Consider the following 17,118-nt stretch of genomic DNA (forward strand, 5'->3'; position numbering starts at 1 on the left):
TTTATAATAAAGCTTCTTTTAAAAGAGTAATTGGATGCTTTGCAGTACGTTTTGTACCATCAAAAATTTGATGACGACAACTAGTTCCAGCAGCAGCAATTTCTGTATCAGCACTACAATTTCTTACTTTAGGAAATAACGTATCTTCACCAACTTGCATGCTTACTTTATAATGTTCTTTTTCATAACCAAAAGAACCAGCCATACCACAACAACCTGTATTTAATATGGTTACTGTATAATTTTCTGGTAAATTTAAAATTTGAAAACTAGCATTTGTACTTGATAATGCTTTTTGATGACAATGTCCGTGAATTTTAATAGCCTTAGATTCTTTTGTAAAACGGTCTTTGCTAATAGTTCCTTCTTTTATTTCGTTAGCCAAAAACTCTTCAAAAGTAAAGGTGTTTTTTGCTATTGTTGAAGCGGATTTTTTATCATCTGCTAATCTGATGTATTCGTCTCTAAAAGTTAATATTGCAGAAGGTTCTACACCTATTAACGGATTTTCTTTAGATATGATATCTTTAAAAATAGCAATATTTTTATTGCAAACAGCTTTGGCTTCTTTTAAAAACCCTTTAGAGATATAACTTCTTGCACTTTCTTCGTGATTGATAATAGTAACGCTATATCCTAATTTTTCTAACAAATAAAGTGCGTCTTTACCAATTTCTACATCGTAAAAGTTGGTAAATTCATCGTTAAAAAGATAGATTTCTTTTTTAGGTTGTTTTGTGTTCTTTTCAACAATTTTATGTTTTTTATACCAACTATTTAATGTTTTTTTAGCCAATTTAGGAACGCTTCTTTCAACAGCAACTCCCATAGCAGATTTTGCAATTTTAGTATTTAAAACCACGTTGGCTAAAGTAGGAGTGAGGCTCCCTAATTTGTTAAGTTTGGCATTGTTTGCAAATAATTTACTTCTAAAAGAATAACCATTTGTTTCTTGATATTGATACAAAAACTCAGCTTTCATAGTAGCAATATCTACATTACTTGGGCATTCAGAAGCACAAGCTTTGCAACTTAAACAAAGGTCTAAAACTTTTTTTAATTCTTTAGAATCAAATTTATTTGCAGCTGTATTGTTGGTTAAAACCTCACGTAACATATTAGCTCTTGCACGAGTTGTATCTTTTTCATCTTTAGTAGCTCTATAACTTGGGCATAAAGTGCCACCCGCTTCTACAGGCTTTCTACAGTCTCCAGAACCATTACACTTTTCGGCTAATTTTATAATGCCTTCACTATCAGAAAAATCTTGAATGGTTTCAATTTCAGGTTCAGTTCTGTCAATTTCATAACGCAAACTTTTATCCATTGGAAAAGCATCGGTAATTTTTCCTTTATTAAATATGTTATTTTTATCAAATACTTTTTTAATTCTTCTTAATAATTGATAATTGTTTTCACCAATCATTAACGGAATAAACTCTGCACGTACAATTCCATCTCCATGTTCACCAGAAAAAGAACCTTGGTATTTTTTTACCAATTTAGCAGTTTCTGTGGTTATTTTTCGAAACAACACGACGTCTTCAGATTTTTTTAAATTCAAAATAGGACGTAAATGCAATTCTCCAGCACCTGCATGCGCATAATACACAGCATTTTGCTTGTATTTTGCCATAATTTTGGTAAACTCTTCTATATAATTTGGCAAATCTTCTAGTGCAACAGCAGTATCTTCGATACAAGCCACAGCTTTCATATCTCCCACCATATTCCCTAAAGCACCCAAACCAGCTTTTCGTAAATAATGCACTTTAGCAATATCTAATCCATATACTTTTGGGTGATGATACCCAAAATTGTTTTTTTCTAAATCTTTTATTAATTTGTTTGCTAAAAGTTCTGCTTCTGGTAAAGTATCTGCAGCAACTTCTAACATTAAAACAGCTTCTGGATCTCCTTGTAAAAAGAAACGGTTTTTTGCCAATTCGCGATTGTTTTTAGTACAATCTAAAATGGTTTTATCCATCAATTCACAATTGTATAAATTATGATTCATGGATGTTAATGTGGCTTTTAAACTCTCGTTAATGCTTTTAAAATGAGAGCAAACCATGATGCTTTCTTTCGGTGGAATTGTATCTAGCTGTAAAGTAATTGCTGTCGAAAAAGCTAGAGTTCCTTCACTTCCTGCTAATAATTTAGCAACATTTATCGTAGGTTCTGTGCCTCCAAACAAATCTGATTTTAAAAACTCATCTACAGCATAACCAGTACATCTTCTATGAATGGTTTCTTTAGGGAATTCCTTTTTAATTTCTTGTTGTACAGATGCTGAATTCAATTCCTTATAAATGGATTGATAAATCTGTCCTTCTAAACTATTTTCTTTGGTTTTGTTGATGAATTCTTCTGATGTAATTTCTTTAAAAGTAGCTGAAGAACCATCACTTAAAATAGCATCTATAGCCAATACTTTATCACGAGTAACACCATATCTAATAGAGGTACTTCCAGAAGAATTGTTACCCACCATACCACCAATCATACATCTGTTAGATGTTGATGTGTTAGGACCAAAAAACAACCCAAAAGGTTTTAAATAAACGTTTAAAGAATCTCTTACAATTCCTGGTTGTAATTTAATGGTTTTGTTTTGCTCATTAAAATGAATAATTTGAGTAAAATGCTTAGAAACATCAACTACAATTCCATCTCCTACACATTGGCCTGCTAAAGATGTACCTGCAGTTCTTGGTATTAAAGTAATGTTATTTTTAGTAGCAAAATCGATTAAAATTTTGATGTCTTTTTCATCTTTAGGAAAAGCAACTGCTAAAGGTATTTTACGATAAACAGAAGCATCTGTGGCATATAATGTTTTGTGTAAATCATCAAATAAAACATCACCAGAAAGTGATTTATGTAAGTTTTGTAAAGGCCTAGTATCAATCATTATTTACTATTAAAAAGTAACTGTTTATGCAAATATCTGAATAATAAACGCAATATTTCTATGTCTAAAAACTTCTTTACTATTTTTATTGATTCTACAATAAAGGCTTTTAATTCTTGTTGATTTTTAAACAATCTATTTACAAAAACTCCTTTATTTCTTTAAAATGATGAATAACTGCATCTGCATTTTCTAGCGTTTGTCCTTCAGATAAAATATTTGCGTATCCAAAAACAAAAATACCAGCATCGTTTGCGGCTTTTATACCATTATCAGAATCTTCTATAACAATACAGTTTTCTTTAGGTGTTTTTGCTAAAAGAGCTGCTTTTTCAAAAATTTCTGGATGTGGTTTGCTTTTAGCTAAATCTGCGCCACTAATTTTTCCTTTAAAATAAGAATTTAGCTTAAATCTGTTAAAAACACGATCTATATTTATCATTGCAGAAGAAGATGCTAAAATTAAAGTGTAACCTTTGTTATATAGGTGTTTTATAAGTTCTTCTACACCACTTACCAAACTTAAATTTGGGTCGTTTTCAAAATAGTTTACATATCTTTCTCTTTTATAGATTACTAAATCTTCTGGATTGTTATCTAAATTAAAATGAGCCACCAATCTTTGAAAAGCATTAATGGTAGAAGACCCAGTAAATGATTTGTATAAATCTTCTGAAACGTTTACACCTAAATACTTGTAAGTTTCGTAATACGCTTTTTTATGGATTTCTTCAGAATCGATAATAACGCCATCCATATCAAATATGATACAATTTATTTTTTTGGGAAAATTCATTTAATCTAAAAATTTTGCTTTTATTTCTGGAGTTGGTATCATACAATTGTCTTTTTTACCAAACCAATGATATCTGTTTTTTGCTATAAAATCGTAAATGTAATTTCTAAAAAGCTCTGGAAAAACCCAACCAATTTGAGTTAGTTTCCATAAACCTTCAAAATTACTCATAATTTTTAAAGCTGCTGTAGATTTTATCTCATAAGAAACACCAGGTTCATATAAAATTATTGAATCTGTTTTTGTAGTATCAATGTTTAAATAAGCTAAAATTTCTTGTCCAGATTTAGATTGTATTGCAGCAAATAAAAATGTGTTTTTTTTGTCAAAACGAATCACTTTTGCAACAAAATTATTACATAAATTACAAACTCCATCAAACAAAATTACCTTTTTATCTTTAGCAATAGAAACCATTTAATCACTTTAAAATTTATTTTAACAAAGATACTTTAACTTTTTCTAAAAATCTTGTAACATTTTTTATTTTGATACGTCTTATGGTTGTAATTGTAGAGAAAATTTGCTTTTAACATATTATTAATAAGTACAGTCAATAGCATTCAATACTTTTATATTTTAAATAACCAACGAATGATTAAAATAGAAAAATTACACAAATCTTATCCTATTGGAAAAGATTCTTTACATGTATTAAAAGGAATTGATTTACACATAAAAGAAGGCGAATTCGTATCAATTATGGGGTCTTCTGGATCAGGAAAATCTACTTTACTGAATATTGTTGGTTTGTTAGACGTACATGATGAAGGGTCTTACTATTTAAATGGTCAGTTGATAAAAGATATGAATGAGAAAAAAGCGGCTTTGTTACGTAATAAATTCTTAGGGTTCGTATTTCAATCTTTTAACTTAATCTCATACAAAACAGCTCTAGAAAATGTTGCTTTACCTCTATATTACAAGGGGATGAATAGAAAAGAGCGTTTAAAGGTTGCTTTAGATTATTTAGAAAAAGTAGGGTTAAAAGATTGGGCAAATCACTTACCTAACGAACTCTCTGGTGGACAAAAACAACGTGTGGCTATTGCAAGAGCATTGGTAACCAAACCTAAAGTTGTTTTAGCAGATGAACCTACAGGAGCATTAGATTCTACAACAACAGACTCTGTAATGGATTTATTAAAAGATATTAATGACGAAGGAATGACTGTTTTTGTAATTACGCACGAAGAAGAAGTTGCAGAACAGACCAAAAGAATAGTTCGTTTAAAAGATGGTTTAATTATTAGCGACGAGTTAACAAAAGCATCTAAGGCAGTTTAATTATGTTTGATTTAGATAGGTGGAGAGAAATTTTTCAGAGTATAAATAAAAATAGACTACGTTCTGTAATGTCTGGTTTTACAGTTGCATTTGCAATTTTACTTTTTACTTTGTTATTTGGCATCGTAAGTGGATTAAGCAATTCTTTTAAAAGTGCTTTTGCAGACGATGCTCAAAATGCCATGTTTGTACGAGTTTGGAAAACCTCTAAACCCTATAAAGGTTTACAGACGGGTAGAAGGGTTCAATTAAAAAATAGTGACTACAACTATGTAACTGAAGAATATGCGAGTAAAATAGAATATCAATCTTCTAGAATTTATAAAAACTTTTCTATAAAATATAAAAGCGAGGCAAGTTCATATACCGTAATGGCTGTAAATCCAGATCATCAGTTTTTAGAAAAAACAATAATAAATGAGGGAAGGTATTTGAACGAAAGAGATCTTAGAGAAGCTTCTAAAGTTATTGTAATTGGTAGGTTGATAAAAAAGGATTTATTTGGGGAAAGACCAGCTCTCGGAAAACGAGTAAATATGAATGGGAGTTCATTTTTAATTATTGGTGTTTTTTCTGACGATGGTGGAGATAACGAAGAAAGAAAAGCATTTATACCTTTATCTACAGCACAAAGAATGTATGGTAATAATGATTATATAAGCCAGATAGCTTTAGGTTATAATCCTGATTTAAGTTTAGATGCAGCAGTAGCTTTTGGTAATCAATTAGAAAGAGATTTACGAAATAAACTAAATATTCATCCAGATGATCAAAGCGCTTTATCTGTTAGAAATATGGCAGAAGCTAATAAAGGTGTTGGGCAATTTATGGGTATTTTATATGCAATTGTTATATTAATAGGATCTGGAACTTTAATTGCGGGTATTATTGGTATTTCTAATATTATGATTTTTGTGATAAAAGAACGAACTAAAGAATTCGGAATTAGAAAAGCCCTAGGTGCAAAACCATCCTCTATCGTAGCAATGGTTGTACAAGAATCGATACTTATAACCGCTTTAGCAGGCTACTTTGGTCTTTCTTTAGGAACTTACATTTTAAGTTTAATAGGAAATAGTCTAGAAGAAGAATACTTTATTAAAGATCCAAGTGTTAGCCCAGGAATTGTAATTGGAGCAACAATTGTACTTATTCTATCTGGTTTAATTGCAGGTTATTTACCAGCAAAAAAAGCAGCAAATATTAAACCAATTGTAGCATTAAGAGCAGATTAACTATGAAATTTTTATTCGATTCAGATACTTGGCAAGAAATTTACGGAAGCATTCGTAAAAATAAAGTAAGAACTGCAATTACTATAATTGGTGTTCTATGGGGAATTTTCCTTTTAGTAGTTCTTTTAGGTGCAGCAAGAGGTATGGAAAATGGTTTTAATAAACTGTTTGGAAATTTTGCAACCAATAGTGTTTTTGTTTGGACACAATCTACAGATACACCTTTTAAAGGTTTTCAGGAAGGTAGAAGGTTTAGACTTACTATGAATGATATTCAAGTTTTGAACTCTGAATATAAAGATGAAATCAAATTGTTAGCCCCAAGAAATCAAACGAACAATTTAATTATAAAAGATTTTAAATCTGGAGATTTTAGAGTAAGTGGAGACTATCCAGTATTAGATAAAATACAGAAAAAACAATTGATTTATGGGCGTTTTTTAAATGAAAACGATATTCAAAACATTGCAAAAGTTACTGTAATATCTGAAGATATGTACAAACAATTGTTTGACAAAGAGGAGTTTCCCATAGGACAATATGTAAAAATTAATAGTATAAGTTATCAGGTGATTGGAGTGTATAAACCTTCAAATACTATAGATTTTGATGGAGATACAGCTTATATACCATTTACAACTTTCAAAAAAGTATACAATACTGCCAATAAAGTAGACTGGATGATGATTACAGCAAATGAAGGCACCAACATAGAGCAAATGGAAAAAGACATCTTATTGACTTTAAAAGGACTTCATAAAGTACATCCAGAAGATGAAAGAGCTTTTGGAAGTGTCAATTTAGGAAAAGAGATTGGAAAAGTAACAGGTTTTTTAACAGGAATGCAGTTTTTAACTTGGTTTGTAGGTATAGCCACTTTAATTGCAGGTGTTTTTGCAATTGGAAATATTTTATTAATCACAGTTAAAGAACGTACCAAAGAGATAGGTATTAGAAGAGCTTTAGGAGCAACTCCTAAAAGTATAAGACAGCAAATTATTTTAGAATCGGTTTTTTTAACAACCATTGCAGGTATGTTGGGTATTATTTTTGGGAGTTTAGTTTTGTTTTTAATAGATGCTACCTTTGGACAAGGAGAAGATGCAGCTTTAATAAATCCAACTGTAAATATACCTATTATATTTATTGCCTTTGCTACTTTAATAATTTTGGGAACCCTAATAGGATTAATTCCTGCACATATGGCAACAATAGTAAAACCAATAGAAGCATTAAGAGAAGAGTAAATACAATCAATTAACAACAAATCATGAGTAAAAGATCAAAAATTATTTTAATAATTATTGCAATAGGTTTTATTGCAGCACTTATTTGGTTCGGAAAAAAGAATAAAAAAAGTATTGTAGAGTACGAAACTGAAACACCATTTAGAACAACTATTGTTAAAAAAACAGTAGCTACCGGTAAAGTTATACCTTTAGAGGAAATTGAAATTAAGCCTCAAATAACAGGTATTATAGATAAAATAGTATTACTAGAAGGTTCTAAAGTTAAAAAAGGAGATTTAATTGCAACTGTAAGAGTAGTGCCTAATGAGCAATCTTTAATTAGTGCAAAAGGTAGGGTAGACAATACAAAAATTAGATTGAGTAATGCAGAAATTTCTTACAAAAGAAGTAAAAATTTGTTCGATAAAGGAGTAATACCAAGAGCAGAATTTGAAAATGTAGAACTAACTTACAACCAAGCAAAGCAAGATTTAAAAAATGCTCAGAACGATTTTCAAATTATAAAAAGAGGTTCTGCTGGCTCAGGTGCTTCAGCTAACACAAATATAATTGCACAAATGTCTGGTACTATTTTAGAAATCCCTGTAAAAGAAGGAGATCAGGTAATTCAGTCTAACAATTTTAATGCAGGTACAACCATTGCCTCTATTGCAGATATGAATAAAATGATTTTTGAAGGGAAAGTAGATGAATCTGAAGTTGGAAAATTATTAAAAGGTTCAGATATAGAAGTATCTATAGGTGCTATTGAAGGAAAAAAGTTTCCAGCAAAATTAAATTTTATTGCTCCAAAAGGAACAGAGGAAGCTGGTGCGGTTCAATTTAAAATAAAAGCTGATGTGTCATTAGATGATAAATACTTTATCAGAGCAGGTTATAGTGCTAATGCAGATATTGTTTTAGAGAAAAAAGACAGTGTGTTAGCAATAAAAGAAGCTCTTTTAAAATTTGATAAAAAAACAGAAAAGCCTTATGTAGAAGTAAAAACAGGTGAAGGTTCTTATGAAAAGAAAACCATAAAATTAGGAACTTCTGATGGCGTAAATGTTCAAATTTTAGAGGGAGTTACTAAAGATGATGAAATAAAAATTTGGAATAAAGTTTCTAAGAAAGAAGAAAAATCAAATAATTAAGACTTAGTATTAAAATTTAAAAAAAAAGGAAACTAATTTTAGTTTCCTTTTTTTCATACCAATTCTCACTCCTATAACCACCAAACCAAAAAGAATTTTTCTAGTTCACCATTTGTCTTTTTAAGCCAACAAAGTGGAGAAAAATTTCTATCCAAATATTCTCTAGAACTTTTTTTAAAACTTACAAAAGATTGCCAATCTACATTTTTATGTGGAATTATGAGCCAATCTTTTTTAACAGGAATAAAAAACTTACAATCAGAAAAAAGAGGAAGCTCCTTATAATTGATGTAAAACCCAACAATACAAATTGTGTTTAGCTTTTTAAGTTGTATGTGTCTATTAAAAAAAGGTACAAAAAGTTGCGCTTTAAAATAAACTTGTTGTGCTATATTTTTTGGATTTAAATTTAAACTTGATACATATTCTGAACATTCTTTAGAGTAGAGAAGTGGCAACTGTTTTTCTTTTAGTTTTGTTAATTTTTCTAAAAGACTATCTTTTCTATTAGGGCCAATAAAATGTTCTATTTCAGTATTGCCAATTGAAACATCATATAGATAAAACTTATAAATTATTTCTAAATGTATGGGTATGTCATCTTTTAAAAGAATACAATCTAATTCGCCTAATGTTCTTTTTTCTTGCTGAATTTGAATGTTTTCAGCAATCATATTTATGGTTGATTTTTGAGATAATTCGAAGGATACAAAACGTTCTACATATTTTCCTAAACGCAAATTCTCATCAATATTAATAGTTATTTTCTTTGATCTAGAATCGATTTTAAATTGTTCTAAGTTAAAAACAGCATTATTTTTCCATAAAGAAGCAGTCTGTAAGTAACCTTCGTATCTTTTTTGTATGTCTTTCGTTTTTTGATGCATCTCAAAATCGAAGTTACAAATCAATTTTGTAAATTGAACTTTTTAATAACAACAAAAAAATGCAAATACAAAAAACAACATTTCAATTTTTAGAAAACCTTCAGAAAAATAATAATAGAGATTGGTTTACAGACAATAAAGAAACGTATTTAAAAGCACAAAAAAATGCAAAAGAGGTATTTGCGGCAATACATACTAATTTGCAAAAACACGATGAAATTGAAAAATCTAAGATGATGCGTATTTATAGAGATGTTCGTTTTTCTAAAGATAAAACACCTTATAAAGCTCATTTTGCCAACTCGTATTCTAGATTAGGTGCAGCTTTAAGGGGTGGTTACTTTTTAAGAATAAGACCAGGAGAATCTTTTTTAGCAGGTGGTTTTTGGGAACCAAATAAAGAAGATTTATTTAGAATTAGAAAAGAGATAGAATTAGATGCTTCTGAAATTAGAGAAATTTTAGAGGATAAAAATTTTAAAAAACATTTTGGTAGTAAGTTTGAAAGTTTTGGCGAATTAAAAACGGCTCCAAGAGGTTTTGATAAAGCACATCCAGATATAGATTTATTACGTAAAAAAGGGTTTATAGCTGTTAAAAACTTTACAGATAAAGAAGTATTATCAGAAAACTTTATTGTAGAAGTAGATAAAAGTTACAAAGCTTTACGCCCTTTTTTTAATTTGTTCAGTGATATTTTAACCACTAATTTAAACGGTGAAAGTATTCTTTAGTTTTAAAGTTGCAAAGTTGCAAAGTTGTGAAGTTTTAAAGTAGTGAAATTTTTAACTCCCAACTCCCAACTCCCAACTTCCAGCTTCCAGCTTCAATCTTCCATCTTCAAAATTAACAGAATTAGTTCAAATTCTTATCAACTTCTCGTTTTAAAACCAAAATTGTAATGACTGTAGATAAGATGTCTGCTATTGGAAAAGACCACCAAACACCATTTACACCATAATACTTTGGTAAAAAATAGGCTAGTGGAATTAAAAAAAATCCTTGTTTTAAAAGTGTTAAAATTAATGCAGGTATTGCTTTTCCAGCTGCCTGAAAATAAGCAGAACCTATTAATTGCATCGTAACAATTGGAGTTGCTAAAAAAACAATAAGCATTGCATTAGGTGTTTCAGATAATAAAGTGGCATCATTGGTAAATACCCAAATAATTTCTTCTTTAAAAAATACAATTCCTAAAAAGATAATGGTACCAATAATGCTTCCAAAATACACAGATATTTTAATGGTATCTTTTATTCTATCATTTTTTTTTGCACCAATATTAAAACCAGCCACAGGTAAAAATCCTTGAGAAACCCCTAAAACAGGAGATAGTGCAAACATCATTACTCTGTTGATAATTCCAAAAATTGCTATAGAAATTTCTCCTCCGTATTTATATAAAGAATAATTTAATACAATCATTAATATGCTAACAGCTCCTTGCCTAACTACAGAAACACCACCTAATTCAACAATTTCTCTTACAATTTTATGGTCTAATTTAAAGTTTTTAGGAATTATTTGTAGTTCACTTTTAGAAGATAAAAAGAAATATAAAATATACAAACCACAACTTGCAAAAGACAAAGAAGTTGCCAAACCAGCGCCCCACATACCCCAATTAAATACTTTAATAAATAAAATATCTAACAAAATATTTAGCACAGCAGGAATCATCATAGCATACATAGCAAATTTTGGTTTTCCTTCTGCTCTAATCGTAGGGTTTCCCATCATTGCAAAAGCTAAAAAGGGAACTCCATAAATAATCACACTAAAATAGTCTGATGCAATTGGTAAAATATCGCCTTTTGCACCAAATAAATTTAAAATTGGTACACTAAAAAGGTTGCCAAGTAAAACAAATGTAATGGCTAAAATGACTGTTAAACAAATTTGATTTCCGAAAGTTAAAAATGCTTTTTCGTAGTTGTTTGCACCTAAAGACCTAGAAATTATAGAACTTCCACCAATTCCAATACCCATTCCAATAGAAGAAATTAAAAATGCAATAGGCAAAACTACTGTAATGGCTGCAATTGCTAAAACACCAATCCATTTTCCTACAAAAATGGTGTCTACAATCATGTTTAAAGACATTACAAGAATCCCTATAGTTGCAGGAACTGCTTGTTTTATCAATAATTTGCTAATTTTTCCGGTACCTAAATCGCTTGCTAATTTGTTCATATGATTTTCCAAATATCAACATAAATTAGAAGTTGAACGGAATTCTATCATCAATAATTATTATACAATTATTTAAAATGATAAGTTTGTAAAAAAGGAATAATGAAAGATATTTTTGAACTAGAAATAGTTGTAAATTTAGAAGATATAGACGTTTTAAATCATGTAAATAATGTAGTTTATGTAAAATGGATGGATAAGGTTGCGTTTGAGCATTGGGCATTTTTAACCAGAAATAACCCTTTACCTCAGTTTATTTGGGTTGTATTAAGACATGAGATAGATTATGTAAAACAAGCCGTTTTAGGTGATAAAATTACAGTAAAAACTTGGGTAGGAGAAACCAAAGGTTTTAAATCTGAACGTTATATGGAGTTTTATAAAAACAATGATGTGTTGGTAAAAGCTAAAACAATTTGGGGCATGTTAGATGCAGAAACTTATAAGCCATCTAGAATTAGAGAAAACGTGCTAAATGTATTGCAGCCACCTAAATAAAAGTATCTTTGTAACTTATTAAGAAAGATTAGTTATGAGTACATTTTTAGATTTAGGCATTCAAAAAGAATATATAAAAGGGTTAAACGAATTGGGAATTAAAATTCCATCTGAAATTCAAGAAAAAGCCATACCAATTTTATTAAATTCTAAAACCGATTTTGTAGGTTTAGCACAAACAGGTACAGGTAAAACTGCAGCTTTTGGATTACCAATATTACAAAATATTGATGCTAAAAAAGATGAAATACAAGCCTTAATTTTATCGCCAACGAGAGAGTTGGTGCAACAAATAAAAAAGCAACTTTTTAAATTCACAAAATATTGTAACGATAAAATCTTTTTAGAAGCCGTTTTTGGTGGCGAAAAAATTGACATCCAAATTAAAAACTTACAAAGAACTACACATGTTGTAATTGCAACACCTGGTAGATTGGTAGATTTAATTGAACGAGGAGAAATAGACATCAGTAATATAAAAACGTTGGTTTTAGACGAAGCAGACGAAATGTTGTCTATGGGTTTTAAACAAGATTTAAATAGAATTTTAAAGTTTACAACTGGGCAAAGAAACACATGGTTGTTTTCTGCAACAATGCCAGAAGAAATTCAAAGAATTATAAAAACTTACATGGATTCTAATTCGCCAAGAGTAGAAATTAATAGAAACTCTTTGGTAAACGAAAACATAAGGCATCAATATGTAAAAACAACCCTCAAGCAAAAAACAAATGATATTGTTGCTTACATAGAAAAAAGAGGTACAGAAAGAGGTATTATTTTTTGTAGAACAAAATTAGGCGTTCAAAACTTGTACAATCAACTAAAAGAAAAAGGTTTTTCTGTAGGAGCTTTAGAAGGAGATATGCAGCAAAGAGATCGTGAAAAAGCCATGAGAGCTTTTAAAAACGGTAGCATGCAGTATTTAATATCTACAGATGTTTCGGCTAGAGGTATAGATGTAAGAGGTTTAGAATTTATTATTCATCATCAATTACCAGAACAATTAGAGTATTATACACACAGAAGTGGTAGAACTGCTAGAGCAGGAAAAACAGGAAATTCTATTGCTTTTATTTTACCAAGCGAATTACCTAGAATACACGAAATTCAAAAAGAATTAAACATAAAGTTTACCGAAATTACTACGTAAATGGATGTTATTTACATTTTAGATATTTTAGGAACTTTTGCTTTTGCAGTAAGTGGTGCCTTGGTTGCTTCTGATAAAAAGTTCGATTTATTCGGGGTTTTAATAATTGCTTTTGTAACTGCTGTTGGTGGCGGTATGCTAAGAGATTTATTAATTAATGCACACCCAATAAATTGGATTGGAGATTTAAACTATTTATACACTATTTTTATTGCTGTAATAACCACTATTTTATTTAAAAGTAAAATTTTACCTTTAAGTAAAACCATGTTTTTGTTTGATACTGTTGGTTTAGGTGTTTTTACATTGTTAGGTTTACAAAAAGGATTGTCTTACAATTTGCACCCAATCATAGCTTTAATTATGGGGATGACTTCTGCTGTTTTTGGTGGGGTTTTAAGAGATGTTTTAACCAATAAAGTACCTTTGATTTTTGAAAAAGAAATTTATGCCTCTGCTTGTTTAGCTGGCGGAATCGTTTTTTTAATTTTAAAATCTTTACATGTAGATAATCAACTAAATTTTATGATAGCCGTATCTGTTGTGGTTGTAATTAGAGTAATTGCTATAAAGTTTCATTTAGAACTTCCTAAAATTAAAGACGATATTTTTACAAAATCAAACAAATAAAATGAGAACATTTGATACGATTGCCGATTTTAAAACAATGCTTGGTAAAGATTTACCAACAGGAAATTGGTATACCGTTTCTCAACAAATGATAAATGATTTTGCCAATGCAACTCTAGACAAACAATGGATTCATGTTGATGAAGCTAGAGCAGAGAAGGAGACTCCTTTTAAAAGTACGATTGCTCATGGTTTTATGTCTGTTGCTATGATTTCCAAACTTTTAGAAGATGTTTTTAGTATTAGAAGTTTAAAAATGGGCTTAAACTATGGATTGAATAGAGTTCGTTTCCCAAATCCTGTTCCTGTAAACAGTCAATTAAGAATACATACTACTGTTAAGAAAATTGAAGATTTAGATAATAACGGAATTAAAGTTACTTTTTCTTGTACAATAGAAATTAAAAATGCAGCAAAACCAGCTTGTGTAGCTGAGTTTATTGCTGCATTGTTTGAATAAAAAAGGGCTACTGCATTTTTTAATTTAAAATGCCATCTTGAACGCATTTTTTCGAATACCAAATTAAAAAGAGCGAGATTACTATAATCATAACAGGCATTATAACACTTGGTAGTGCTATGTTTGTTAATAAGTAACCTTGTTGTACAATGGCACAAATACCAGAAATTAAAAATAATTGATAGGCAAACTTCTTTTTTAATAAAAGTACAATACAAGCTAAAGTACCTACAAAAACAGCCAGTGCAAACAAAGCTGTATACCAAGCAGGGTGTTCAATTAAATAAAGGGCTTGTTGATCTTTAGGTAAAGTCGCAATTTGTGCATCTGTAATAAATGCTTGCATTAAATAAGCAATTGCACCCATTAAATTCCAAAGGAGGGCGATAGGACCAATGATCCAAAAGGGTCTTGGTGTTTTTTTGTTAGGAGTCATAATAATAAGTTTCGTTGTTTGTTCTTTTAAATTTAGTCAAAATAAATTGATTAATTCAAAAATGTAAAGTATATTTGTCATTATATAAAATAAACTTGTCTAATTGTAAAATAAAATACGATGTCTAAATCAACTATTTGTGAAAGAGAAAGAAAACAACTTCAAAAAATGAATAAATTCCAACTTGGGAATCCATATAAAAAAGCAGGACATATTATTGCAATAGGTGCTTTTCTTTTAATGATTTTAAGAAAATATATTGAAGATTCAGAATGGATTCGTACAATTTTACAGGGAACACTGTTAATTGGCTTATTAATCATTTCATTATCTAAAGAAAAAATAGAAGATGAGTATTTAGATAGTTTACGTTCTCAGTCTTATAGATTGGCTTTTATTTTAGCAATTGTTTATTCTTTAGTACAACCTGCCATTAATTATGCAGTGGCTACTCTGTTAAATCAAGATGATACATTATCTAGTTTTAGTTATTTTCAAGTATTGTTTTTTATGTTAATTGTGCAATTGCTTTTTTTTTGGCAATTGAAAAGAATGAATAACTAAGATGAAAAACACATTAAAAGTACAAAGAGCCATTTTAGGATTAACACAAGATGATTTGGCGAAAAAAATAGGAGTATCAAGACAAACCATTAATTCTATCGAAAAAAACAGGTATGTTCCTTCTACAGTATTGGCATTAAAACTCTCTACTATTTTTAATATACCCGTAAACGATTTTTTTACTTTAGAAGAAGAAGATTAGGTTTCTCAGATAAATTATATATAAGACCTCACAAAATAACTTTGTGAAGTTTTTTACAGATTCGAAAATAAATGATTAATTTATAGAAATAACTGCGGTTTTAAACAAGTTTGCTTTGGTTTTAAAAAAGGTGTTTTCTAATTTTATAGCTTTTAATTTGGCTTCTATAAGTTTTACTTCTCTATAGTTAACTAAAAATAAAGAACTTTCTCCTAAAAAGAACTTTCTATCTTCTGCTTTTAAAAGGGTGGTATAATCTTTAACAATATTAGCAGTTAAATCGTTTTGTAAAATATATGATTCTAACTCTTGTTGTATACCCGACACTTTATTTTTAATAGTAAGTTTAGCTACTTCATTTTCGTATTTTTTATCATTCAATTTAACGTTAGCCAATTTTAAATCTCCTCGTTCCTTTCTTAAAAATAAGGGGAGTTTAAATTTAATACTTGCTTTATAATCTTGCATATTCAGCGTGTTTATTTGATTTCTATTCTGAGTCAAAAAATTATATTGCACATCTAAATTTGGTAATAAGTTATTCATTTTAAATCTTCTATTTACATCAAGGCTTTTAATTTTAAACTCTAAAGACCTTATTTTTGGGTGCTTGTTAATATCAAAATTTTCATTATTAAATAAAGCAATATTAAAGGTATCATCAATAGAATTAAAAGTATTTATATCGGGTAGGATGTTGTCTTGTAATTCTACTGGAGTGTTATCATTCAGCCATAAAAAATTAGATAATTCTAATGAAGATTTTACCAATTTAATTCTAGCTTTTTCTAAATTTAGCTTTCTTGTATCTAAAGTTATTTTTGCTTCTGTAGTATCTATGGCTGGTTTTTCACCTTCAAAAAAAGCTCTTTTTGTTAATTTAAATCTAGTAATAGCATTTTCTAAAAATTCTTTATAAACCCTTTGTTCATTATAATTTTTTAACCAAGTAAAGTATGATAAAGAGGCATTGTACAATATATTATTTACTACTATTTGTTGGTCTTCCTTTGCTTGATTTAAAAATAGTTTCGCTTGTTTTAAAGACGCCATTCTTTTGTTAATTAACAAACCTTTTAATAAAGAAGCAGAAACACCAGCACTGTACAAACCGTCTGTTGGCACGTTTGCTTCAGGATTTAAAAAAACGCCATCATTGTTTTCAAAATTTGCCTTAAATTCTAAGCCATAATAGGTAGGTATTTTAAAAGCTGCATTTAGTTTGTTGTAATACTCTTTGTCTTTAAATTCTTTTTTATCAAAATCTACCTCTATTTTAGGGTCAAAAGCACCTCTTGCTTTTAAAAGTTTTGCTTCACTTTCGTTAATTACAAGGTTGGCTTGTTTTACAATAGGATGAAAACTTTTTACATAGCCTAAATATTCAGACAGCGTCATTACAGAAGTAACTTTTTCTTGTGAAAAAACACTGGCAGAAATCAACAAAAACAGCATTAAAATATACTTTTTCATGTTTTTA

At 29.3% G+C, this 17,118-nt stretch carries 18 protein-coding genes; 11 read left to right on the forward strand and 7 right to left on the reverse strand.

The features are described from left to right. Position 1 precedes the first annotated feature (1 nt). The 3 genes from AC2D6T_RS10540 to AC2D6T_RS10550 form a co-directional block, all read right to left on the reverse strand. Positions 2–2,914 carry an FAD-binding and (Fe-S)-binding domain-containing protein gene (locus tag AC2D6T_RS10540; protein WP_484681465.1) on the reverse strand — a complete coding sequence of 971 codons (2,913 nt, stop codon included), beginning with the start codon at positions 2,912–2,914 and terminating at the stop codon, positions 2–4. A gap of 139 nt (positions 2,915–3,053) precedes the next feature. Beyond that, on the reverse strand, positions 3,054–3,710 hold the full coding sequence (locus tag AC2D6T_RS10545; protein ID WP_484681466.1) for an HAD family hydrolase: 657 nt from the start codon (positions 3,708–3,710) through the stop codon (positions 3,054–3,056). Continuing rightward, entirely contained in the window at positions 3,711–4,127 is a 417-nt protein-coding gene (locus AC2D6T_RS10550; RefSeq protein WP_484681467.1) for a thiol-disulfide oxidoreductase DCC family protein, read from the reverse strand. It lies immediately after the preceding gene. 177 nt (positions 4,128–4,304) lie between these two features. Here AC2D6T_RS10550 and AC2D6T_RS10555 point away from each other — a divergent pair, with 177 nt between their 5' ends. The 4 genes from AC2D6T_RS10555 to AC2D6T_RS10570 are packed head-to-tail and all read left to right on the forward strand — an operon-like array spanning position 4,305 to position 8,615. After that, the gene (locus tag AC2D6T_RS10555; protein ID WP_484681468.1) at positions 4,305–4,997 is read left to right on the forward strand and encodes an ABC transporter ATP-binding protein; all 693 of its coding nucleotides are present in this window, start codon (positions 4,305–4,307) and stop codon (positions 4,995–4,997) included. A 2-nt stretch (positions 4,998–4,999) separates the two neighbouring features. Continuing rightward, complete coding sequence (locus AC2D6T_RS10560) at positions 5,000–6,232, forward strand: ABC transporter permease (protein WP_484681469.1); 1,233 nt, start codon at positions 5,000–5,002, stop codon at positions 6,230–6,232. A gap of 2 nt (positions 6,233–6,234) precedes the next feature. After that, positions 6,235–7,479 (forward strand): ABC transporter permease, encoded by a 1,245-nt coding sequence (locus AC2D6T_RS10565; protein ID WP_484681470.1) that lies wholly within the window; start codon positions 6,235–6,237, stop codon positions 7,477–7,479. Positions 7,480–7,502: 23 nt separating this feature from the next. Continuing rightward, positions 7,503–8,615 (forward strand): efflux RND transporter periplasmic adaptor subunit, encoded by a 1,113-nt coding sequence (locus tag AC2D6T_RS10570; protein WP_484681471.1) that lies wholly within the window; start codon positions 7,503–7,505, stop codon positions 8,613–8,615. 71 nt (positions 8,616–8,686) lie between these two features. Here AC2D6T_RS10570 and AC2D6T_RS10575 read toward each other — a convergent pair whose 3' ends face one another. Further along, positions 8,687–9,526 (reverse strand): DUF1853 family protein, encoded by an 840-nt coding sequence (locus AC2D6T_RS10575; protein ID WP_484681472.1) that lies wholly within the window; start codon positions 9,524–9,526, stop codon positions 8,687–8,689. Between the two features lie 35 nt (positions 9,527–9,561). On the opposite strand from AC2D6T_RS10575, the gene AC2D6T_RS10580 reads away from it, so the two are divergent. Next, a complete protein-coding gene (locus tag AC2D6T_RS10580) occupies positions 9,562–10,236 on the forward strand; it encodes a DUF2461 domain-containing protein (protein WP_484681473.1) in 675 nt (224 codons plus the stop codon). Positions 10,237–10,357: 121 nt separating this feature from the next. Here the strand turns inward: AC2D6T_RS10580 and AC2D6T_RS10585 are convergent, their stop codons facing one another. Continuing rightward, the gene (locus tag AC2D6T_RS10585) at positions 10,358–11,695 is read right to left on the reverse strand and encodes an MATE family efflux transporter (protein ID WP_484681474.1); all 1,338 of its coding nucleotides are present in this window, start codon (positions 11,693–11,695) and stop codon (positions 10,358–10,360) included. 102 nt (positions 11,696–11,797) lie between these two features. Here AC2D6T_RS10585 and AC2D6T_RS10590 point away from each other — a divergent pair, with 102 nt between their 5' ends. Genes AC2D6T_RS10590 through AC2D6T_RS10605 form a run of 4 tightly spaced genes read left to right on the forward strand, consistent with a single transcriptional unit; the run spans position 11,798 to position 14,436 of the window. After that, entirely contained in the window at positions 11,798–12,193 is a 396-nt protein-coding gene (locus tag AC2D6T_RS10590) for an acyl-CoA thioesterase (RefSeq protein WP_438988433.1), read from the forward strand. 34 nt (positions 12,194–12,227) lie between these two features. Then, on the forward strand, positions 12,228–13,346 hold the full coding sequence (locus tag AC2D6T_RS10595) for a DEAD/DEAH box helicase (protein WP_484681475.1): 1,119 nt from the start codon (positions 12,228–12,230) through the stop codon (positions 13,344–13,346). Continuing rightward, a complete protein-coding gene (locus AC2D6T_RS10600; protein WP_484681476.1) occupies positions 13,347–13,976 on the forward strand; it encodes a trimeric intracellular cation channel family protein in 630 nt (209 codons plus the stop codon). Between the two features lies 1 nt (position 13,977). Further along, positions 13,978–14,436, forward strand: a complete 459-nt coding sequence (locus tag AC2D6T_RS10605; protein WP_438988430.1) for a MaoC family dehydratase — start codon at positions 13,978–13,980, stop codon at positions 14,434–14,436. A gap of 19 nt (positions 14,437–14,455) precedes the next feature. On the opposite strand, the gene AC2D6T_RS10610 is transcribed toward AC2D6T_RS10605, so the two are convergent. After that, entirely contained in the window at positions 14,456–14,872 is a 417-nt protein-coding gene (locus tag AC2D6T_RS10610; RefSeq protein ID WP_484681477.1) for a hypothetical protein, read from the reverse strand. Between the two features lie 168 nt (positions 14,873–15,040). Here AC2D6T_RS10610 and AC2D6T_RS10615 point away from each other — a divergent pair, with 168 nt between their 5' ends. Together AC2D6T_RS10615 and AC2D6T_RS10620 are read left to right on the forward strand one after the other, a co-directional pair. After that, positions 15,041–15,436, forward strand: coding sequence for a hypothetical protein (locus AC2D6T_RS10615; RefSeq protein WP_484681478.1), 396 nt, complete (start codon positions 15,041–15,043; stop codon positions 15,434–15,436). A 1-nt stretch (position 15,437) separates the two neighbouring features. Beyond that, positions 15,438–15,638, forward strand: a complete 201-nt coding sequence (locus AC2D6T_RS10620; protein ID WP_298946808.1) for a helix-turn-helix transcriptional regulator — start codon at positions 15,438–15,440, stop codon at positions 15,636–15,638. 75 nt (positions 15,639–15,713) lie between these two features. Here AC2D6T_RS10620 and AC2D6T_RS10625 read toward each other — a convergent pair whose 3' ends face one another. Then, positions 15,714–17,111, reverse strand: a complete 1,398-nt coding sequence (locus AC2D6T_RS10625; protein WP_484681479.1) for a TolC family protein — start codon at positions 17,109–17,111, stop codon at positions 15,714–15,716. Positions 17,112–17,118: the final 7 nt, after the last annotated feature.

The sequence above is a fragment of the Polaribacter sp. YIW18 genome, from assembly GCF_057219325.1.